The sequence below is a fragment of the Xanthomonas sp. WHRI 1810A genome, from assembly GCF_040202885.1.
In the GTDB taxonomy this organism is placed as follows: domain Bacteria; phylum Pseudomonadota; class Gammaproteobacteria; order Pseudomonadales; family Pseudomonadaceae; genus Aquipseudomonas.
Window position 1 is genome coordinate 1 of the sequence record NZ_JBEGED010000001.1, and the last position, 20,679, is coordinate 20,679.

Annotated in this window: 17 protein-coding genes; 11 read left to right on the top strand and 6 right to left on the bottom strand. The window is 60.5% G+C overall.

From position 1 onward, the window contains the following. Nucleotides 1-330 precede the first annotated feature (330 nt). From ABQX22_RS00005 to ABQX22_RS00015, 3 genes are all read right to left on the bottom strand, one after another. Entirely contained in the window at nucleotides 331-1,989 is a 1,659-nt protein-coding gene (locus ABQX22_RS00005; RefSeq protein ID WP_349795243.1) for a cation acetate symporter, read from the bottom strand. Further along, nucleotides 1,986-2,297: a DUF485 domain-containing protein gene (locus tag ABQX22_RS00010; protein WP_349795245.1), complete on the bottom strand. Its 312-nt coding sequence runs from the start codon at nucleotides 2,295-2,297 to the stop codon at nucleotides 1,986-1,988. The genes ABQX22_RS00005 and ABQX22_RS00010 overlap by 4 nt, the downstream gene beginning before the upstream one ends. Nucleotides 2,298-2,602: 305 nt before the next feature. Beyond that, nucleotides 2,603-3,460: a glycine betaine ABC transporter substrate-binding protein gene (locus ABQX22_RS00015; protein ID WP_349795247.1), complete on the bottom strand. Its 858-nt coding sequence runs from the start codon at nucleotides 3,458-3,460 to the stop codon at nucleotides 2,603-2,605. 401 nt (nucleotides 3,461-3,861) lie between these two features. Here ABQX22_RS00015 and ABQX22_RS00020 point away from each other — a divergent pair, with 401 nt between their 5' ends. Continuing rightward, nucleotides 3,862-5,496, top strand: a complete 1,635-nt coding sequence (locus ABQX22_RS00020; protein WP_349795249.1) for a glycoside hydrolase family 17 protein — start codon at nucleotides 3,862-3,864, stop codon at nucleotides 5,494-5,496. A 700-nt stretch (nucleotides 5,497-6,196) separates the two neighbouring features. Here the strand turns inward: ABQX22_RS00020 and ABQX22_RS00025 are convergent. Next, complete coding sequence (locus tag ABQX22_RS00025) at nucleotides 6,197-6,556, bottom strand: hypothetical protein (protein WP_349795251.1); 360 nt, start codon at nucleotides 6,554-6,556, stop codon at nucleotides 6,197-6,199. Nucleotides 6,557-6,778: 222 nt separating this feature from the next. On the opposite strand from ABQX22_RS00025, the gene ABQX22_RS00030 reads away from it, so the two are divergent. The 3 genes from ABQX22_RS00030 (at nucleotide 6,779) to ABQX22_RS00040 (ending at nucleotide 9,982) form a co-directional block, all read left to right on the top strand. Further along, on the top strand, nucleotides 6,779-8,077 hold the full coding sequence (locus ABQX22_RS00030; RefSeq protein WP_349795253.1) for a hypothetical protein: 1,299 nt from the start codon (nucleotides 6,779-6,781) through the stop codon (nucleotides 8,075-8,077). Next, nucleotides 8,070-8,873 (top strand): MlaA family lipoprotein, encoded by an 804-nt coding sequence (locus ABQX22_RS00035; protein WP_349795255.1) that lies wholly within the window; start codon nucleotides 8,070-8,072, stop codon nucleotides 8,871-8,873. The genes ABQX22_RS00030 and ABQX22_RS00035 overlap by 8 nt, the downstream gene beginning before the upstream one ends. Nucleotides 8,874-9,127: 254 nt before the next feature. After that, complete coding sequence (locus ABQX22_RS00040; protein WP_349795257.1) at nucleotides 9,128-9,982, top strand: pirin family protein; 855 nt, start codon at nucleotides 9,128-9,130, stop codon at nucleotides 9,980-9,982. Between the two features lie 164 nt (nucleotides 9,983-10,146). On the opposite strand, the gene ABQX22_RS00045 is transcribed toward ABQX22_RS00040, so the two are convergent. Next, a complete protein-coding gene (locus tag ABQX22_RS00045; RefSeq protein WP_349795259.1) occupies nucleotides 10,147-11,079 on the bottom strand; it encodes a lipid A biosynthesis lauroyl acyltransferase in 933 nt (310 codons plus the stop codon). Nucleotides 11,080-11,223: 144 nt separating this feature from the next. Between ABQX22_RS00045 and minC the strand changes: the two genes are divergently transcribed. The 6 genes from minC (at nucleotide 11,224) to ABQX22_RS00075 (ending at nucleotide 18,176) form a co-directional block, all read left to right on the top strand. Next, nucleotides 11,224-11,967 (top strand): septum site-determining protein MinC, encoded by a 744-nt coding sequence (gene minC, locus ABQX22_RS00050; protein WP_349795261.1) that lies wholly within the window; start codon nucleotides 11,224-11,226, stop codon nucleotides 11,965-11,967. A gap of 198 nt (nucleotides 11,968-12,165) precedes the next feature. Beyond that, a complete protein-coding gene (minD, locus tag ABQX22_RS00055; RefSeq protein ID WP_237254080.1) occupies nucleotides 12,166-12,978 on the top strand; it encodes a septum site-determining protein MinD in 813 nt (270 codons plus the stop codon). After that, a complete protein-coding gene (minE, locus tag ABQX22_RS00060; protein WP_349795263.1) occupies nucleotides 12,978-13,232 on the top strand; it encodes a cell division topological specificity factor MinE in 255 nt (84 codons plus the stop codon). Before minD ends, minE begins: the two co-directional genes overlap by 1 nt. 101 nt (nucleotides 13,233-13,333) lie before the next feature. Then, nucleotides 13,334-13,969 carry an RluA family pseudouridine synthase gene (locus ABQX22_RS00065; RefSeq protein WP_349795265.1) on the top strand — a complete coding sequence of 212 codons (636 nt, stop codon included), beginning with the start codon at nucleotides 13,334-13,336 and terminating at the stop codon, nucleotides 13,967-13,969. A 190-nt stretch (nucleotides 13,970-14,159) separates the two neighbouring features. Then, entirely contained in the window at nucleotides 14,160-15,449 is a 1,290-nt protein-coding gene (locus tag ABQX22_RS00070) for a M18 family aminopeptidase (RefSeq protein ID WP_349795267.1), read from the top strand. A 537-nt stretch (nucleotides 15,450-15,986) separates the two neighbouring features. Then, on the top strand, nucleotides 15,987-18,176 hold the full coding sequence (locus ABQX22_RS00075; RefSeq protein WP_349795269.1) for a mechanosensitive ion channel family protein: 2,190 nt from the start codon (nucleotides 15,987-15,989) through the stop codon (nucleotides 18,174-18,176). Between the two features lie 103 nt (nucleotides 18,177-18,279). Here the strand turns inward: ABQX22_RS00075 and phnR are convergent, their stop codons facing one another. Then, nucleotides 18,280-18,993: a phosphonate utilization transcriptional regulator PhnR gene (phnR, locus tag ABQX22_RS00080; RefSeq protein WP_349795271.1), complete on the bottom strand. Its 714-nt coding sequence runs from the start codon at nucleotides 18,991-18,993 to the stop codon at nucleotides 18,280-18,282. Between the two features lie 358 nt (nucleotides 18,994-19,351). Here phnR and ABQX22_RS00085 point away from each other — a divergent pair, with 358 nt between their 5' ends. Continuing rightward, nucleotides 19,352-20,419, top strand: coding sequence for an ABC transporter substrate-binding protein (locus ABQX22_RS00085; RefSeq protein ID WP_349795273.1), 1,068 nt, complete (start codon nucleotides 19,352-19,354; stop codon nucleotides 20,417-20,419). The last annotated feature ends 260 nt before the right edge of the window (nucleotides 20,420-20,679 follow it).

Here is a 20,679-nt window from a genome sequence, read left to right on the forward strand (position 1 = left end):
GATGGCCGTTGGCGGCGTGCCCACGGAGCGTCGCCGGAGTGAGGGAACCCGACGAAGGAGGGCCAAACCGGGAGCAAAGCGTTTTTGGTTACTTTTGTCGCTTTTACAAAAGTGACCCGCTGTAAGAGCGGAACCGATGTCAGCCACACCGCTAATAATGGATATTCACACGATTTAAGGCATGTCAGGCACACCGCATCGGTCGAGCGCGACCCCGGAGCCCCGCACAGGCTCGTCAGCTCCTACAGGGGTCAGCGTGCTACCAGAACCCACACACAAAAACGCCCCGATATCTCATCGGGGCGTCTGGTGTACAACCGCTACTTCACATCAATGCGACACCGCACCACTGGCCCCCAGGCCAGTCTGCGAGCGTACGAACTGCGGGAAGAACAAGGCACGTTCGCCCTCCGCCGCTTTCGACTTGTCGGTAATCGAGAAGAACCAGATCCCCACAAACGCGATAGCAATCGAGAACAGCGCCGGGTACTCGTACGGGAAGATCGCCTTCTCGTGATGCAGAATCTGCACCCAGATGGTAGGGCCAAGAATCATCAGCACCACTGCACTGATCAACCCCATCCAGCCGCCGATCATGGCGCCACGGGTGGTCAGGTTTTTCCAGTACATCGAGAGCAACAGCACAGGGAAGTTGCAGCTCGCCGCGATGGAGAACGCCAGGCCCACCATGAACGCGATGTTCTGGCTTTCGAAGGCGATACCCAACAGGATCGCGACAACCGCCAGCGCAACGGTGGTGTATTTCGACACCCGGATCTCGTCTTTCTCGTTGGCCTTGCCGGCCTTGATCACGCTGGCATACAGGTCATGCGACACCGCCGAAGCACCAGCCAACGTCAAACCGGCCACTACCGCCAGGATGGTCGCGAACGCCACCGCCGAGATGAAGCCCAGGAACAGACTGCCGCCCACTGCATCGGCCAGGTGCACCGCCGCCATGTTGTTGCCGCCGAGCAAGGCGCCTGCTGCATCCTTGAACGCCGGGTTGGTGCTGACCAGCAGAATCGCGCCGAAGCCGATGATGAAGGTCAGGATGTAGAAGTACCCGATGAAGCCGGTGGCATAGAGCACTGACTTGCGGGCTTCCTTGGCGTCACTCACTGTAAAGAAGCGCATCAGGATGTGCGGCAGGCCCGCGGTACCGAACATCAGTGCCAGCCCCAGCGAGAACGCGGAGATCGGGTCTTTGACCAAACCGCCCGGGCTCATGATCGCTTCACCTTTGGGGTGAACCTTGATCGCCTCGGAGAACAGCGTGTTGAAGTCGAAGTTGACGTGCTTCATGACCATCAGCGCCATGAACGACGCACCGGACAGCAGCATCACCGCCTTGATGATCTGCACCCACGTGGTGGCCAGCATGCCGCCGAACAACACGTACAAGCACATCAGGATGCCGACGAGGACGACCGCAACGGCGTAGTCCAGCCCGAACAGCAACTGGATCAGTTTGCCGGCACCGACCATTTGTGCGATCAGGTAGAACGCCACCACCACCAGCGAACCGCAGGCGGACAAGGTACGGATTTCCTTCTGCTTGAGGCGATAGGACGCCACGTCGGCGAAGGTGTACTTGCCCAGGTTGCGCAGGCGTTCGGCAATCAGGAACAGGATGATCGGCCAGCCGACCAGAAACCCGATGGAGTAGATCAGACCGTCGTAGCCGGAGGTGTAGACCAGCGCGGAAATCCCCAGGAAGGACGCCGCCGACATGTAGTCCCCGGCAATGGCCAGACCGTTCTGAAAACCGGTGATCTTGCCGCCCGCCGAGTAGTAGTCGGATGCGGTCTTGTTCTTTTTCGACGCCCAGTAGGTGATGTACAGGGTGAACGCCACGAACACGACGAACATGATGATCGCCGAGACGTTGAGCGGTTGTTTCTGCACGGCGCCCGTCAAGGCATCGGCCGCCCAGAGGGTCGGGGCGAAAGCAGCAAGGCCAAGGGCCGCGGATAGGCGCCGGATCATCGCTGTGCCTCCTTCAGGATCGCGTTGTTCAGGTCATCGAATTCACCGTTGGCACGGCGAACGTAGATGGCGGTCAGCACGAACGCTGAAAGAATCAGCCCGACGCCAATCGGCATACCCCAGGTGATGGTTGAAGTGGGGCTGAGTTTCGCGCCCAGAATATGCGGCCCGTACGCAATCAAAAGGATGAAAGCGGCATAGAGCCCAAGCATGATCGCCGAAAGAATCCAGGCGAATTTTTCTCGCTTCTGCACCAGCTCCTTGAAACGCGGGCTGTTTTGAATCGAGAGGTAAATGCTGTCGTTCATTGTTTTTGTCCTCGCAGCACAGATGAGATGTCACGTATTGCACTTTAGTCCGCTCTGGGACGCACTCCAGACGACCTTAGTATTAGAACGACAGCAGGTGTGGAGGGGTGAACGTCCATTTACCTTGGCGCGGCACCTGTAGGAGCGCGCTTGCCCGCGATAGCGCCTTATCAAGTACATCATCGTCGCCTGACACACCGCCATCGCGGGCAAGCGCGCTCCTACAGTCGGACATTCCAAGAACGAAAAAAAAACCGCCCCATCGTTAGACGGGGCGGTTCTGGTGAATCGGGTTTCAAGACACCTTACTTACCGGTCCACTCTTTCACGCGATCCGGGTGCTTGGCGATCCAGGCCTTGGCCGCTGCCTCAGGCTTGGCGCCGTCCTGGATGGCGAGCATGACTTCGCCGATTTCATCCTTGGAGCTCCACTGGAATTTCTTCAGGAACTCCACGACGTCCGGGGCTTTCTTGGCCAGTTCAGTGCTGCCGATGCTGTCCACGGTCTCCGCTGCGCCGTAGACGCCTTTCGGGTCTTCGAGGAATTTCAGCTTCCACTTGGCGAACATCCAGTGCGGCACCCAGCCGGTCACGGCGATGGATTCTTTCTTGTTTTCAGCGCGGGTCAGCTCGGCAATCATGCCGGCGCCGGAACTCGCCTGAAGTTTGTAACCGTCCAGACCGTAGTCCTTGATCGCCTGGTCCGTCTTGATCATCACGCCTGAACCGGCGTCAATGCCGACGATTTTCTTCTTGAAGGACTCATCGGTCTTGAGGTCTTCGATCGAATTGGCCTTCACGTACTCAGGCACGATCAGACCAATCTTGGCGTCCTTGAAGTTGGCGCCGTAGTCGACCACCTTGTCCTTGTTCTTGGCCCAGTATTCGCCGTGGGTCACCGGCAGCCAGGCCGACAGGATCATGTCCAGTTTGCCGGTGGCAACGCCTTGCCACATGATCCCGGCCGCGACCGCTTGCAGCTTGACCGGGTAGCCCAGTTTTTCCTTGATCACTTCAGCCGCCACGTTGGTGGTCGCGACACTGTCGGACCAGCCATCAACGTAGCCGACACTCAGCTCCGGTTTGGTGTCAGCAAGGGCCAGCGTGGAACTGATGGCAAGCGCCAGAACAGCGCCCGCACCCAGGATTTTTCGCATCTTCATCTTCACTTCCCCGGTAGTCCTGAACCCGAATGTCGTCGGGCATCGTTAACGTTTTTTTGAGGCTGCGACCTGCGCCCATAAAGGGCGCGTCACGCGCCTTTAACGCTTGATTTGCTTGCCCGTGCGATGAACCACCTCGCGCTGACTGCATGATCATCGACCTGCACCGGCCCCCTCCCTTAGCTGTCAGCGACACTGACCCATCGGGAAACGACAGCACGGGGCCATCAGCGACAATGAGGTCGCAAAACGGCCCGGGGCCGAACGGAAATTGCATGGGAAACCAAGGCAGGTCATCTGTAGGAGCGCGCTTGCCCGCGATCTCGGTGTGTCAGGGCCGATGATGTGCCCGATCCAGCGCAATCGCGGGCAAGCGCGCTCCTACAGGGGGAGCGTTGCCGATGCTAATATGCCGCTTCCTGCCCCACTTCGGCCCGAACATGCCCGCCACCGCCCGCTCTCCTGTCGTCATCTATCTGTTTGCCTGTCTGATTGCCCTGCTCGCGCTGTGCGGTTACTGGTACGCCCTCGGCAAACCGGTGACGCTGCCGGACGCCGCCACGCCGACCCACAAATTACAGTGCGCGTCCTACACCCCGTTCGATAAGGATCAGTCGCCGTTCGATCAGCCGTTCAAGCTGCGCCCCGAACGCATGGATGCCGACCTGGCGTTGCTCGCGACCCGCTTTGAGTGCATCCGGACGTACTCCATGACCGGCCTGGAGGCGATCCCGGCCCTCGCGCGCAAGCACGGGCTCAAAGTGATGCTGGGCGCGTGGATCAACAGCAACCCGGTCGACACCGCCAAGGAAGTCAAAGCGCTGATCGAACAGGCCAACGCCAACCCGGACGTTGTGACCGCCGTGATCGTCGGTAACGAGGCGTTGTTACGCAAGGAAGTCACCGGCGCCCAACTGGCCACGCTGATTCGCCAGGTGAAGGCCCAGGTCAAGCAACCGGTCACCTACGCCGACGTCTGGGAATACTGGCTGCAATACCCGGAAGTCGCGCCGGCAGTGGACTTCCTGACGATTCACCTGCTGCCGTACTGGGAGGACGATCCGAAAGGCATCGATGACGCCCTGGCCCACGTGGCGCAGATCCGCCAGACCTTCGGCAGCCGTTTTGCGCCCAAGGACATTCTGATCGGCGAGACCGGTTGGCCCAGCGAAGGCCGTCAGCGGGAAACCGCCCTGCCCAGCCGGGTGAATGAGGCGAAGTTCATCCGCAGCTTCGTGGCCATGGCTGAGCACAATGGCTGGCATTACAACCTCATTGAGGCCTTCGACCAGCCGTGGAAGCGTGCGGCAGAAGGTGCGGTGGGCGGTTACTGGGGACTGTTCGACGCTGACCGTCAGGACAAGGGCGTGCTGGCCGGTCCGGTGTCGAATCTGCCGTACTGGCCGTTCTGGCTGGCGGTCAGCGGCGGCATCACGGTGCTGACGCTGATCCTCGCCGGGCGCGTGACTCAACCGCGCAGTGCCTTGTTGCTTCCTTTAATGGCTGCCCTGGGTGCGTGTTGTCTCGGGACGTGGGGCGAACTGGCGCGGGTGACCAGCCGCTTCCCGGGCGAGTACGTGTGGGCAGGGTTGCTGATCGGCCTGAATCTGTTGGTGATGGCCCATGCCGCGCTGACCCTTTCGGCGCGCAACGGCTGGCGGGGCAAGGCGTTCCAGTGGCTTGACCATCGTGCGGGCTGGTGGCTGTGCGCCGCCGGGTTCGCCGCTGCGGTGATGATGCTGTCGATGGTCTTCGATCCCCGCTACCGCAGCTTCCCGACCGCGACGCTGGTGCTGCCGGCGCTGTTCTATCTGGTGCGGCCGGTGAAGGCCCCGCGCAGGGAGATCACATTGCTGGCGTGCATCGTCGGTCTGGGCATTGTCCCGCAGCTGTATCGCGAAGGCTTGGTCAACCCGCAGGCCTGGAGTTGGGCATGGGTCAGCGTGCTGATGACGTTGGCGCTTTGGCGCAGCCTGGGTGTTCAGGCCGTGGCACCTTCTGCAGAGCCTTTACCCGCGCGACCGGTGGCCGTGTAAGCAGGCCGTGTCACCCCCGCGTGTAACCGGATGGGGGGATGACGGATACATTGTGTTACCGCTTGATGAATCACGACTCAAAAAGCGGGTAACACGGAAACAGAATTCCGTCCTCGTCAGGCGTCCTTTTTCGTAAGCCATCGCAAACCATTGATTTACAAAGAATTACAAAAGTTGGCACGCGCCCTGCTATATCTTCTGCATAACAAGAATAAAAAGCGGCAATCCAATAAAAATAAGACGAATCGGCTCTGACACAACAAAAACAATGGCACAGAGACGCAGCTAACAGATTTTTTTGGAGTGGATGTGCTTTACGGGGAATTGACCCCGCGACCGGGCAGAGAACAATAAAACTACCTCAGGTAGCGCCCGAACTGGTTGGATCGATTGATCGAAGGCAAGTCAGCGCTCAAAAAAATACGTTTGCTCTTGTATCCCGTATGGGGATCACGAAGAAGCAGTAAAGGGAATGGTCGCCAAAAACAATAACAGGCCGCCCTATAACAATAAAAAAAGAGCACGTGCAACGATTTGATAGGGGAGCCTCGGCTCCCCTTTCTGCTGTGTGGATTTCAGGATCTAACGAGATCTGTGTAGGAGCTGCCGAGCTGCCGAAGGCTGCGAGGCGGTGTGTCAGGTACACCGCAATCGCAGCCTTCGGCAGCTCGTCAGCTCCTACATTTGAACCGCGTTGTAATCAGCGGGCGCGCACCAAGCGCAACCCGGCGATCACCACCGCAAACACCGCCAGGCTGGCGGTGTAAAGCACCAGCGCCAGTATCCCCAGCAACAGCCCCACAAACGCGAGCACTCGCCCGGCACGGTGAGGCACCAAAAACGCCACTGCCGACGCGATCAGCGCCGCCCAGCCGAACACCTGGAAGTGAATCAACAGCCCAAGGTTCGCCCGCACCTGGCATTCCCATCGCACCGCCTCATCGGTACACAAGCCGACCCACTGCACGTCCTCCATCAGCCCATAGCGCAAGCCATAACTGATCGCCAGCCAGACAGCCAGGGCAACACACAGCAACACGAGCGGCACGCGACGCGACACAAGAAACTCCAGAACGAGTGAAAACGGCCGACAGCATAACGTCAGCCACGAAATTGCAATATCGGATAACGTTTAAAACACACTTGTGCATGCCAAAAGCAGCAGAACGTGTATTGTCCCCAAGGCTTTATATAACTGACTTGCCAGAGCGGCACTTTGGCACTGCACCCGTGTCATAGCCTGCGATATCTCAACAGCACTTCTTTCCCAAGGGATTTAGTCATGCTTCGTTTTCTACGCTTCGCCGCCGTGATGGGCGGCCTCTTTTTGAGTGCGTCCGTGATGGCGGTCGATGTCGACCCGTCCAGTTATGGCTTCCCTTTGACCAACCCGTTCGAAGCGACCATTGCCACGACCCCGCCTGACCTGCGCAGTAAAGTGCCGGATGACGCTGACATCGATCAGGACGATTACAGCCTCACCCTGCGCCCGGAGCGCGAGTTCACGTTGCCCGACAACTTCTGGGCGGTAAAGAAGCTGCGTTATCGCCTCGCCAAGCAGGACCACCCCGCCCCGCTGATCTTCCTGATCGCCGGCACCGGCGCGCCATACAACAGCACGCTCAACGAATTTCTGAAAAAACTGTATTACGGCGCCGGCTATAACGTGGTGCAGCTGTCTTCGCCGACCAGCTATGACTTCATGAGCGCCGCTTCCCGTTTCGCCACCCCTGGCGTGACCAAGGAAGACGCCGAAGACCTGTACCGCGTGATGCAAGCGGTGCGTGCGCAACAGAGCAAACTGCAGATCACCGACTATTACCTGACCGGTTACAGCCTGGGGGCCCTCGATGCCGCGTTCGTTGCCCATCTGGACGAAACCCGCCGCAGTTTCAACTTCAAGAAAGTGCTGCTGATCAACCCGCCGGTTAACCTGTACACCTCGATCAGCAACCTGGACAAAATGGTGCAGACCGACGTCAAAGGCATCAACAACAGCACCACGTTCTATGAACTGGTACTGGCCAAGTTGACCCGTTACTTCCGCCAGAAAGGCTACATCGACCTCAATGACGCCCTGCTGTATGACTTCCAGCAGTCCAAGCAGCACTTGTCCAACGAACAGATGGCCATGCTGATCGGCACCTCGTTCCGCTTCTCGGCCGCCGACATCGCATTCACCTCCGACCTGATCAACCGTCGCGGCCTGATTACCCCGCCCAAGACGCCGATCACCGAAGGCACCAGCCTGACGCCGTTTCTCAAGCGCGCGCTGCAATGCGACTTTGATTGCTACGTGACCGAGCAAGTGATTCCGATGTGGCGGGCCCGCACCGACGGTGGCAGCCTGCTGCAACTGGTCGATCAGGTGAGCTTGTACGCGCTGAAGGATTACCTGAGCACCAGCAAGAAGATTGCGGTCATGCACAACGCCGATGACGTGATCCTCGGCCCGGGTGACCTCGGCTTCCTGCGCAAGACCTTTGGCGATCGCCTGACCGTTTACCCGTACGGCGGTCATTGCGGCAATCTGAACTACCGCGTCAACTCCGACGCCATGCTGGAGTTTTTCCGTGGCTAAACGTCTGCTTCTCCTCGCTACCCTGCTGTGCGCAGGCATGGCTCACGCGGCCGACGCGCCGATCGTTTCCCAGGCCAACCCGGTCAGTCGGGTCGACAATCCGGACGGTTTTACCGAGCCGTTGAAGTCGCTCAAATTCAACCCGGGCCTTGACCAGCGCGAGTTCGAACGGGCCACGCTCAACGCGTTGAACGTGTACGACCCGCTGGAATCCTGGAACCGTCGCGTCTATCACTTCAACTACCGCTTCGATGAGTGGGTATTCCTGCCCGTGGTCAACGGCTACAAGTACGTGACCCCGTCGTTCCTGCGCACCGGCGTCAGCAACTTCTTCAGCAACCTGGGCGAAATCCCCAACCTGCTGAACAGCCTGCTGCAGTTCAAAGGCAAGCGCTCGCTGGAAACCACCGGCCGCCTGCTGGTCAACACCACCCTCGGCATCGCCGGCGTCTGGGACCCGGCAACCATGATGGGGCTGCCGCGTCAGAGCGAAGACTTCGGTCAGACGTTGGGCTTCTACGGTGTGCCAGCCGGTCCGTACTTCGTGCTGCCGATTCTGGGGCCGTCGAACTTCCGCGACACCGGTGGCTTGCTGTTCGACTTCACCGCCGAGTCGCAGATCAACTTCCTGAACGTGTCGCAGGTCAGCGAAGACCACCCGGAAATCTACCTGCTGCGGGCCATCGATCGCCGCTACAGCACCAGCTTCCGCTACGGTCAGATGAACTCGCCGTTCGAGTACGAAAAAGTGCGTTACGTGTACACCGAAGCGCGCAAGTTGCAGATTTCCGAATAAGGGAATCGCGTAGGACAAACGGCCCATCGAAGTCATTCGGTGGGCCGTTTTTGCTTTTGTAGGGGCGCGCTTGCCCGCGATTATGGTCTGCCTGTAATACATTCACCGCCTGGCACGCCCCTTTCGCGGGCAAGCGCGCTCCTACAGTTTCGATCAGTCAAATCGATCAATCCCCCACAAAAATCCCACCCATCCATCGCCCGAACAGGCATAGCATAACCCCCATTCAAACCCTGTTCAGGAGTTGCCTTTTCATGACTCAACTACGCAAAGTGCTGGCGATCCAGGCCGGCCAGCCGACGTCCGACGGTGCCGGGGTACAGTTGACCCGCGTGTTCGGCGGAGCGGGTGTCGAGCAGTTCGACCCGTTTCTGATGCTCGACGAGTTCGGTTCCGACAAGCCCGACGACTACATCGCCGGCTTTCCGCCGCACCCTCATCGCGGCTTCGAGACCGTGACCTACATGCTCGAAGGCCGCATGCGCCATGAAGATCACATGGGCAATGTCGGCCTGCTGCAGGGCGGCGGCGTGCAATGGATGACCGCGGCGCGCGGGGTGATTCACAGCGAGATGCCGGAGCAGGAAGAAGGCACCATGCGCGGCTTTCAGTTGTGGCTCAACCTGCCGGGCAAATCGAAACTGAACGACGCCAGCTATGAAGACATTCAGCCGGAACGCATTCCACGCCTGACCACCCGGGCGGGTGTCGAAGTGGTGGTGATCGCCGGCGTGTTCGACGACGGGCAGGTGCAGCAAGCGGGCGCCGTGCAGCGGCCGGACACCAAGCCACAGTACTTCGACTTCCACCTGCTGGCAGGCAGCAGCATCAGTCCGAAGGTGCCGGACGGCCATCGTGCGTTCTTGTACGTGTACGAAGGCGAGCTGGAGGTGGTCGGTCAGCCGCAGAAAATCGGTACGCGCCGCCTGGCAAGACTGTCGGACACCGGCGAGCTGCAGCTGCGCAGCGAGTCTGGCGCCCGGGTGTTGCTGATCGCCGGCAAGCCACTGCACGAACCCATCGTGCAATACGGCCCGTTCGTGATGAACACGCGAGAAGAGATCGAACAGGCGCTGCGCGACTTTCGGGATGATCGTTTGACCGCGTGATCCCGGCATCGCCATCGAATCGTTGATTGCGCGATGTCACTATTGCCCTCGAACTGTAGGAGCGCGCTTGCCCGCGAAAAATTGTTCATCCAAAAGAGATACATGGACTGAACCGACGCCATCGCGGGCAAGCGCGCTCCTACACATTTATCCGAGTAGTGACCTCAACCGCGCTTGGGATACAGCTTCGGCTCGCCCGGTGGCCGGCTTTTGAAACGCCGGTGCGCCCACAGGTATTGCGACGGGCAATCCGTGACGGCGCGTTCAACCCACTGATTGATGCGCAGGCAGTCGGCTTCATCGCTCTCGCCGGGGAAATCCTGCATCGGTGGATGGACCACCAGGCGATAGCCGCTGCCATCCGCCAGACGCTCCTGAGTAAACGGCACCACCAGCGCGCGGCCCAGCTTGGCGAACTTGCTGGTGGCGGTCACCGTGGCCGCCTGAATCCCGAACAACGGCACAAACACACTCTGCTTGGCGCCGTAGTCCTGATCCGGCGCATACCAGATCCCGCGACCGGCCCGCAGCAGCTTAAGCATGCCGCGCACGTCTTCACGCTCAACGGCCAGGGAATCGGGATTGTGCCGCTCGCGGCCACGACGCTGAACGAAGTCGAACAACGGGTTGCGGTGTTCGCGGTACATGCCGTCGATGGTGTGCTGTTGACCGAGCAGCGCGGCGCCGATTTCCAGCGTCGTGAAGTGCAGCGCCATGAGAATCACGCCCTGCCCGTTGGCGTGGGCCTGCTTGAGATGCTCGATCCCTTCGATGTGCGCCAGTGTGGCCAGACGTTCCCTGGACCACCACCAACTCATGGCCATCTCGAAAAAGGCGATGCCGGTAGAGGCGAAGTTCTCCTTGAGCAGGCGCTTGCGCTCGGCCTTGCTCAGGTGCGGAAAACACAGCTCCAGATTGCGCGCGGCGATCACGCGACGATCGGTGGCAACGCGGTACATCAGTGCGCCGATCACGCGGCCCAGTACCAGCAACACACGAAACGGCAATTGCACGGTCAGCCAGAGCAGGCCCAGCCCAAGCCATAGTGGCCAGAAGCGCGGGTGAAGAAAATAAGCTCGAAAACGCGGGCGATCCATTACAACTTCCGTCAAGACAAAGGCGGGCATTCTACATCGTTATGGCGAACGGGTTGCGGCTGATCGGTAGTGGCTCGCTTGCGACTCGCGAGCGTTCTCGTTATAAGTCTCGGCACTTTTAGCGACAAGCCGCTGTATGCCGACATGAGCCAAATCGAATCGCAGGACCAGGAGCACGTATTCCAGCTCAAGGGCAGTATGCTTGCCATCACGGTGCTGGAGCTGGCGCGCAACAACCTTGAGGCGCTGGACCGTCAGTTGGCGGCCAAGGTCGCCCAGGCGCCGAATTTTTTCAGCAATACTCCGCTGGTGCTGGCGCTGGACAAGTTGCCGGCCAATGAGGGCGCCATCGACCTGCCGGCGCTGATGCGCGTGTGTCGCCAGCATGGCCTGCGCACGCTGGCCGTGCGCGCCAACCGCATCGAAGACATCGCCGCGGCCATCGCCATCGACCTGCCGGTACTGCCGCCCTCAGGCGCGCGGGAACGGCCCCTCGACCCGACCGACGGTGAAGTAAAAAAACCGGTCATCATCGAAAAGCCGCCGGAACCGCTGATCAAACCGACCAAGATCATCACCGCGCCGGTACGCGGCGGGCAGCAGATCTACGCGCAGGGCTCGGACCTCGTGGTGATTTCGTCGGTCAGTCCGGGTGCGGAACTTCTCGCCGATGGCAACATCCATGTCTACGGCCCCATGCGGGGCCGGGCACTGGCGGGCATCAAGGGCGACACCAAGGCCCGGATCTTCTGCCAGCAAATGGTTGCCGAACTGGTTTCCATCGCCGGGCAATACAAGGTGTCCGAAGACCTGCGCAGGGATCCGCTGTGGGGTGCCGGGGTACAGGTGAGTCTGTCCGGCGACGTGTTGAACATCACCCGTCTTTAACGGATACTGCGCCATTTTCAAAGCCACTCTGATTCGTCGCGAAAACGCTGCAAAGGGAAGGAAATCCGGGAAATTCAGTTGTTTTCTCGTAACTTGGGTCCGTCAAAGGCTCATGTCTGCACCGTTGCTCGAGTATTGCTGCGTCACGAGGGGTTCTTCAGGAACAACTGGTTCCTTTTCCTCTAGGGGTGATTCACCTTGGCCAAGATTCTCGTGGTTACATCCGGCAAGGGTGGTGTGGGCAAGACCACCACCAGCGCCGCCATCGGCACCGGCCTCGCTTTGCGCGGCCACAAAACAGTAATCGTCGACTTCGACGTCGGCCTGCGTAACCTCGACCTGATCATGGGTTGCGAACGCCGCGTCGTGTATGACTTCGTCAACGTGGTCAATGGCGAAGCCAACCTGCAGCAGGCCTTGATCAAAGACAAGAAGATCGAAGGCCTGTACGTCCTCGCCGCCAGCCAGACCCGTGACAAAGACGCGCTGACCAAGGAAGGCGTGGAAAAAGTCCTGATGGAACTCAAGGAAACCTTCGAGTACGTCGTCTGCGACTCCCCGGCCGGTATCGAAACGGGCGCTCACCTCGCGATGTATTTCGCCGATGAAGCCATCGTCGTGACCAACCCTGAAGTGTCGTCGGTGCGTGACTCCGACCGCATGCTGGGCCTGCTGGCCAGCAAATCCCGTCGCGCCGAGCGTGGCGAAGACCCGATCAAGGAGCACCTGCTCCTGACCCGCTACAACCCTGAGCGCGTAAGCAAGGGCGAGATGCTGGGCGTCGAAGACGTCAAGGAAATCCTCGCGGTGACCCTGCTGGGCGTGATTCCGGAATCCCAGGCGGTCCTCAAGGCCTCCAACCAGGGCGTGCCGGTGATCCTCGATGATCAAAGCGATGCGGGCCAGGCCTACAGCGATGCGGTTGATCGCCTGCTGGGCAAGGAAAAAGAACACCGTTTCCTGGACGTACAGAAGAAGGGATTTTTCGAACGCCTGTTCGGGGGTAATTAATGAATATTTTTGACTTCTTTCGTGCCAATAAAAAGGTAAGCACCGCCTCGGTGGCGAAAGAGCGTCTACAGATCATCGTGGCGCACGAACGCGGCCAGCGCAGCACACCGGACTACTTGCCGGCGTTGCAGAAAGAGCTGGTGGAAGTGATCCGGAAATACGTCAACATCGAGAACGATCAAGTGCATGTCGCCCTGGAAAACCAGGGCAGCTGTTCGATCCTCGAGCTCAACATCACCCTGCCCGATCGTTGATCCGGCGGTAGTCTGCGGCGGTATCCAGCGTCACTCTTAACGGAGTGGCGCCGGATACCGCCGTTGGCGTTTTCAGCGTTCAGCCGCTTCGAGGCCGTTACATGCCGTTGTCGAACATCCGCATCATTCATCAGGACGACGCCGTTCTGGTGGTCGATAAACCAACGCTGCTGCTCTCTGTTCCCGGTCGCGCCGACGATAACAAGGACTGCCTGATCACCCGCCTGCAGGAAAACGGCTACCCCGAAGCGCGGATTGTTCATCGGCTGGATTGGGAGACGTCCGGCATCATTCTGCTGGCGCGGGACCCGGATACCCATCGCGAGTTGTCGCGGCAGTTTCATGACCGTGAAACCGAAAAAGCCTACACCGCGCTGTGCTGGGGCCAACCCACGCTGGACAGCGGCAGCATCGATTTGCCGTTGCGCTACGACCCGCCGACCAAGCCACGGCATGTGGTCGATCATGAAGTGGGCAAGCACGCGCTGACCTTCTGGAAGGTGCTGGAGCGGCTTTACACCCATTGCCGCGTCGAGCTGACGCCGATCACCGGGCGTTCGCATCAGTTGCGGGTGCACATGCTGTCCATCGGTCACCCATTGCTGGGGGACGGGTTGTACGCCCATCCCGAGGCGCTGGCGGCGTACCCGCGGTTGTGCCTGCATGCGAGCATGTTGAGCTTTACGCATCCGGGTTCCGGCGAGCGGATGCGATTCGAGTGCCCTGCGCCGTTTTGAGCGTTTGATGGCTCCCACGCTCCGCGTGGTAGCGACTTCATGACGCTCCGCGTCACCAGACGCGGAGCGTCCAAGGCTGCGTTCCCACGCGGAGCGTGGGAACGATCAATACCGCGCGCCCGCCATCACCCCGCTCGCTCCAACCGGCATTGGCCTGTAAACTCGCGCCCATTGCTGTCAGGAGTAACTTATGCGCGAAGAGTTGAACCAGGGCCTGATCGATTTCCTCAAGGCCTCTCCCACCCCCTTTCATGCCACCGCCAGTCTTGTACAACGCCTCGAAGGCGCCGGTTTTCAGCGTCTGGACGAGCGTGAAACCTGGTCCACCGAAGCCGGTGGCCGCTATTACGTCACCCGAAACGATTCCTCCATCGTCGCGTTCAAGCTCGGTCGCCTGTCCGCGCTGAGCGGCGGCATTCGTCTGGTCGGCGCCCACACCGACAGCCCCTGCCTGCGGGTCAAGCCGCAACCTGAGTTGCAGCGTCAGGGTTTCTGGCAACTGGGCGTTGAAGTCTACGGCGGCGCCCTGCTCGCCCCGTGGTTTGACCGTGACTTGTCGCTGGCCGGGCGTGTCACCTTCCGCCGCGACGGCAAGGTCGAGAGCCAGCTGATCGATTTCAAACTGCCCATCGCCGTCATTCCGAACCTGGCGATTCACCTCAATCGCACCGCCAACGAAGGCTGGGCGATCAATCCGCAGCTCGAACTCCCGCCGATTCTGGCGCAGGTGGCCGGCGACGAGCGTGCGGATTTCCGCGCGCTGCTCACCGATCAACTGGCCCGTGAGCACGGCTTGAATGCGGACGTGGTGCTCGATTACGAGCTGAGCTTCTACGACACGCAAAGCGCGGCGGTGGTCGGCCTGAACGGTGACTTCATCGCCGGTGCGCGCCTGGACAATCTGCTGTCGTGCTTTGCCGGGTTGCAGGCGTTGCTCAACGCCGACACCGAAGAAACCTGCCTGCTGGTCTGCACCGATCACGAGGAAGTCGGTTCGTCCTCGGCCTGTGGCGCTGACGGCCCGATGCTGGAGCAGATCCTGCAACGCCTGTTGCCGGAAGGCGATGAGTACGTGCGCACGATTCAGAAGTCGCTGCTGGTCTCGGCCGACAACGCCCACGGCGTGCATCCGAATTACGCCGACAAGCACGACGGCAACCATGGCCCGAAACTCAACGCCGGCCCGGTGATCAAGGTCAACAGCAACCAGCGCTACGCGACCAACAGCGAAACTGCCGGGTTCTTCCGCCATCTGTGCATGGCCGAGGAAGTCCCGGTGCAAAGCTTCGTGGTGCGCAGCGACATGGGCTGCGGATCAACCATCGGCCCGATCACCGCGAGCCATCTAGGCGTCCGCACTGTTGATATCGGCCTGCCGACCTTTGCGATGCATTCGATTCGTGAACTGGCGGGCAGCCAGGACCTGGCGCATCTGGTGAAGGTGCTGACCGCGTTTTATGCGTGTGTCGAGTTGCCCTGACGACTGACGCCATCCCTGCAGGAGATCCCTCGTCGTCCGGACGCCGCGCTGTCGCGCAGCAAACTGTGAGGCCTAGGGTGCTTTTGATTCTGGCCGCAGGCCGTGGGAGCTGGCTTGTCCTGCGATCTGCCGGGAACCGGCAGTGAAACCTGTGCACGCGGCGCGTCTGACAGGCCGAGGACTTAGATTTGGGGCCGCTGCGCAGCCCATCGTCGGCAAGCCGGACTCCCACGCCCTCCGGGCAGAAGCAAGGTTGTTGAGCCTTCAAAATCAACAACAAATCCCTTGTTTGGTGAGAGCGAACTTGTTCGCGAAGCGGTGTGGCTGATGTACCGCATCGTCTGCTTCGCCAACAAGTTGGCTCCTACAGGGAAGGGTTGCCTCATACACCGTGCTCTGCCGCGCCGCACCCGGCGGTAAAAAATGCCGCTCGCCAAGGCTGGACACCCCTCGTAAACTCAAACGCCCCTGTCCGAGACGCCCAGCCGGTTCCCGCTGAATGTCGCGGGCGCCTGCCGATTTGAGGTTGATAGCCCGGTGATTGCTCCCGCCCGCCTGCTTGTTGTTTCCCGCCTGTTGTTGATCGCCCTGCTGGCGCTGTTCCCTGTTGCGATGAGTCAGGCCGCAGGATTGCCGAGCTTGCTCGGCGGCGGGCAGAAAGCTCAGCCCGAAGCGCAGGCGCCGCTGGGGCAATCGCTGGACGAGGTCATCACCTCGCTGGAAAACGATCAGCAGCGGGCCAAGCTGCTGGATGATCTGAAAAAGCTGCGCGACGCCACCCGGAAAGCGCAACCCACCGCCGAGCAAGGCGTGCTGGGATTGATCGGCAGCTCGTTTGCCGAATTGGAAAAACAGTTCACCGGGGATGACAGCCCCCTCAGTCGCTGGTCAGACGAAGTCGCACTGGCCCGGGAGGAACTGGCCGCGCTGATGCTGCCCGCCAATCAATGGTGGCCGATCATCTTTGGGTTTGCCGTGGTGTTGGGTTTATGGGGCCTGTCGGCGGCAGCGCTGATCTGGCTCGGGCACAAGGTGCGGTTGCGTTTCGGCCTGTCGGAAGAACTGCCGCAACACCCGCGCCCGGTGGACATGCTGCGCTTTGCGCTGCGCAAACTCGGCCCGTGGCTGGTGGCGCTGATTTTCACGATCTACCTCAGTTACTCGTTGCCGCCTTCGCTGGGCCGTGACCTGGCGATGGTGCTGGCGTACGCGCTGGTGGTGGGCACGCTGTTTTCGGCGATTTGCGTGATCGCGTTCTCGTTGCTCGACGGCCCGCACCGGCATCAGGCGCTGTATATCCTGCGCCATCAGGCCTTTCGGCCGCTGTGGTGGATCGGCAGTTTCGCCGCCTTCGGCGAGGCGCTGAGTGACCCGCGACTGATCGCCAGCCTGGGCGTACACCTGGCGCACACCGCCGCGACCTTTGCCAATGTCATGGCGGCCCTGTCCAGCGGCCTGTTCATCCTGCGTTTCCGTCGGCCCATCGCGCATCTGATCCGCAACCAGCCGCTGTCCCGCCGCCTGAAACGTCGCGCCCTGAGCGACAGCATCGACGTCATCGGCAGCTTCTGGTACCTGCCTGCGCTGGTGCTGGTGGGCGTCTCGCTGTTCGCGACCTTTTTCTCGGCGGGCGACACCAGCACCGCCTTGCGTCAGGCGCTGATCTGCACCGTGCTGCTGGTGTTGAGCATGGTCATCAACGGGCTGGTGCGCCGGCATTCACAGCGACCCAGCCACGGCCACAAACGCCATGCACTGTATTCGGACCGGCTCAAACACTTCTTTTATATCGTGGTGCACCTGCTGGTCTGGGCCGTGTTCATCGAGTTAGGGCTGCGGGTCTGGGGGTTGTCGCTGATCCGCTTTGCCGAAGGCGAAGGGCATGACATCAGTGTCCGAGTGGTCGGGCTGGCCACGACGCTGATGTTCGCCTGGCTGGTGTGGATCATCAGCGACAACGCGATTCACCACGCCCTCACCCGCTCGCGCAAAGGCCTGGCCAACGCCCGGGCGCAGACGATGATGCCGCTGATACGCAACGTGCTGTTCGTGACCATTTTCGTCATCGCACTGATCGTCGCGCTGGCAAACATGGGCATGAACGTGACGCCACTGTTGGCCGGTGCCGGTGTGATCGGTATCGCAATCGGTTTTGGCGCGCAGTCGCTGGTGGCGGACTTGATCACCGGGCTGTTCATCATCATCGAGGATTCGCTGGCCATCGACGACTACGTGGACGTCGGCGGGCACCTGGGCACCGTCGAAGGCCTGACCATTCGCACCGTGCGCCTGCGGGATATCGACGGGATCGTGCACACCATTCCGTTCAGCGAGATCAAGAGCATTCAGAACTATTCGCGAGAGTTCGGCTACGCTATCTTTCGCATCGCCATCCCTTCGAACATGAACATTGATGACGCGCTGAAGATGATTCGCGACGTCGGCCAGAAGATGCGCACCGACCCCTTGCAGCGCCGCAACATCTGGTCGCCGCTGGAGATTCAAGGGGTGGAGAGTTTCGAGTCGGGCAACGCGATCCTTCGCGCCCGGTTCAAGACCGCGCCGATCAAGCAGTGGGAAGTTTCCCGAGCGTTCAACCTCTCGCTCAAGCGTTACCTCGACGAAGCCGGCATGGACCTGGCGACACCCCGACTGAATGTGCAGGTCAGCACCAGTGGCGGTAGCGTCAGTGCGGTTCGTGGGGCGAAGAGCGATTCGACAGGCTGAACACGGCACCTGTAGGAGCGCGCTTGCCCGCGATTGCGGTGGATCAATACCGAACGAGTTGAATGACACACCGCAATCGCGGGCAAGCGCGCTCCTACATGGGCTAGCCCACCACCGCACTCACATGAATCGCATCATGCCGCCAGTACTCCAGGTCGCAATCGATCAGGCGGCCGTGCTGGTCGTGGTTGACCCGGGCGATGCGCAACGCGGGGCTGCCGATGGACACTTTCAGCGCCGCCGCCGCGTCCATGGGCAGCGCGGTCGGGAGCATTTCGAACCGCACCTGGCCGTAGCGAATGCCGTACTGGCTGGCGTACAACTCGGTCAGCGACTGGTTGAGGTCGTACTCGAGAATCTGCGGGAAATAATCGGGGTTCAGGTAGTGCTCAACGTACAGCACCAGCCGTTGATCGATGCGCCGGGCGCGGCAAATCTGGATCACGCTGGACAACGCCGGCAGTCGCAGCAACTCGCACACCTGCGCGGACGCGGGCTGCAACCGCGCCGAGATTACCGTTGTCTCCGGCACGCGGCCCTGGGCCTGAACCATGGCGTGGAAATGACTGCGTCGCATCAGGTCGTACGCCAGCCGTGGCGGCGAGATAAACCAGCCGCGCCGCTCTTCACGGTAAATCAGGCCCTGTGCTTCAAGCTGGACCAAGGCCTCGCGCAAGGTGATACGGGTGGTGTCGAACACCTCACTGAGTTTGCGTTCGGCGGGCAATTTGCTGCCGGGCGGCAGCAGGCCATGCTCGATCTGCTCTTGCAGGGCGTTGCAGATAACTGTCACGGCTCGGGGCGCATCTTCGCGCATCGCGTTACCTTCCTGGACTAGACCAGCGCTATTTTGGGGCAGTTTATCGAGCGCATCGGTTCATGTGCGTGCTGCCAAGCGTAGGGAGCGTAGATGACTGTTCAGTGACAAGCCAGCGACCCACCGCCTGAAACCCCTTGCACACCAGCGGCTTAGACGTTTCATATCAATCACTTGACCATGGTCTACGCTTAGCGGTCAGGCCAGCGCGCACCCTTTGCATACCCCAGCAAAAGACGGTCCAGACACGAAAGTGTCATTGAACGGGCCTAACTTGGCTCAGGTATTGCTGACCTAGACCAACCCTTCCGCAACGAACACTTCTAACAATCGTCGAGAAGTGCACAAGGAGCTTCGAATGAAACACCTTTTGCTGGCATCACTCCTGGGTTCGGCCATCGCGCTGAGCACATCGGCCATGGCCGCGGACGCTGACCTGAAAACCCTGGAATCCGCGGCCAAGACCGAAGGCGCGGTCAACAGCGTGGGCATGCCCGACGACTGGGCGAACTGGAAAGGCACCTGGGCGGACCTCTCGGCCAAGTACGGTCTCAAGCACATGGACACCGACATGAGCTCGGCTCAGGAAGTGGCCAAGTTCGATGCGGAAAAAGACAACGCCAGTGCCGACATCGGCGATGTCGGCGCCGCGTTCGGCCCGATTGCCGTGGCCAAGGGCGTGACCCAACCCTACAAGCCCACCACCTGGGATCAGGTCCCGGACTGGGCTAAAGACAAAGACGGTCACTGGGCTCTGGCCTACACCGGCACCATCGCCTTCATCGTCAACAAGAAGCTGCTGCACGGTTCTGACATCCCCACCAAATGGGCTGACCTCAAATCCGGCAAATACAAAGTCACCATCGGCGACGTGAGCACGGCGGCACAAGCGGCCAACGGCGTGCTGGCTGCCGCGATTTCCATGAAGGGCGACGAAACCAACATCGCACCGGGCCTGCAGCTGTTCACCGAACTGGCCAAGCAAAAACGCCTGGGCATTAACAACCCCACCATCCAGGCCATGGAAAAAGGCGAAGTGGAAGTCGGTGTGGTCTGGGACTTCAACGGCCTGAGCTACAAGGCCAAGATGGCCAATCCGGATGACTACGTCGTGCTGATCCCGTCCGACGGCTCGGTGATTTCCGGCTACACCACCATCATCAACAAATACGCCAAGCATCCGAATGCCGCCAAGCTGACCCGCGAATACATCTTCAGCGATGCCGGGCAGATCAACCTGGCGCGCGGCAATGCCCGTCCGATCCGCGCCGAGCACCTGAAGCTGCCGGAAGACGTGCAGAAGCAGTTGCTGCCTAACGAGCAGTACAAAGGCGTCACCCCGATCAAAGACGCCGCCGCGTGGGAAAAAACCTCGAAAGCCCTGCCTCAGCAGTGGAACGAGCAAGTCATCGTCGAAATGCAGTGACACCCGTTGGCGCCTCAGGGATGAAGCGCCATTTTTTTGTGGGCTACCGAGATCCTGCTTCTGCCCGAAGGGCGTAGGCGTCTGGCTTGCCGACGATCTGCCGGGAACCGGCAGCCAAACCTGAACATGCAAAACACCTGACACTGCCAGGGTGTCTGGCTTACTACCGCTTTGCGGCAGATCGTCAGCAAGCTGGACTCCCACGGCCTGCGGCCAGAATCAAAAGCAGATCACAGCCAGGCCTCGCTTGCACATCGAAT

Excerpts from the sequence above, each read along its gene's own strand:
- ABQX22_RS00030 (WP_349795253.1), top strand. The coding sequence starts at position 6,779 with ATGCTTCGTTTTCTACGCTTCGCCGCCGTGATGGGCGGCCTCTTTTTG.
- minE (WP_349795263.1), top strand. The coding sequence starts at position 12,978 with ATGAATATTTTTGACTTCTTTCGTGCCAATAAAAAGGTAAGCACCGCC.
- minC (WP_349795261.1), top strand. The coding sequence starts at position 11,224 with ATGAGCCAAATCGAATCGCAGGACCAGGAGCACGTATTCCAGCTCAAG.
- ABQX22_RS00005 (WP_349795243.1), bottom strand. The coding sequence starts at position 1,989 with ATGATCCGGCGCCTATCCGCGGCCCTTGGCCTTGCTGCTTTCGCCCCG.
- ABQX22_RS00010 (WP_349795245.1), bottom strand. The coding sequence starts at position 2,297 with ATGAACGACAGCATTTACCTCTCGATTCAAAACAGCCCGCGTTTCAAG.
- phnR (WP_349795271.1), bottom strand. The coding sequence starts at position 18,993 with ATGCGCGAAGATGCGCCCCGAGCCGTGACAGTTATCTGCAACGCCCTG.
- ABQX22_RS00045 (WP_349795259.1), bottom strand. The coding sequence starts at position 11,079 with ATGGATCGCCCGCGTTTTCGAGCTTATTTTCTTCACCCGCGCTTCTGG.
- ABQX22_RS00040 (WP_349795257.1), top strand. The coding sequence starts at position 9,128 with ATGACTCAACTACGCAAAGTGCTGGCGATCCAGGCCGGCCAGCCGACG.
- ABQX22_RS00065 (WP_349795265.1), top strand. The coding sequence starts at position 13,334 with ATGCCGTTGTCGAACATCCGCATCATTCATCAGGACGACGCCGTTCTG.
- ABQX22_RS00070 (WP_349795267.1), top strand. The coding sequence starts at position 14,160 with ATGCGCGAAGAGTTGAACCAGGGCCTGATCGATTTCCTCAAGGCCTCT.
- ABQX22_RS00015 (WP_349795247.1), bottom strand. The coding sequence starts at position 3,460 with ATGAAGATGCGAAAAATCCTGGGTGCGGGCGCTGTTCTGGCGCTTGCC.
- ABQX22_RS00085 (WP_349795273.1), top strand. The coding sequence starts at position 19,352 with ATGAAACACCTTTTGCTGGCATCACTCCTGGGTTCGGCCATCGCGCTG.
- ABQX22_RS00020 (WP_349795249.1), top strand. The coding sequence starts at position 3,862 with ATGCTAATATGCCGCTTCCTGCCCCACTTCGGCCCGAACATGCCCGCC.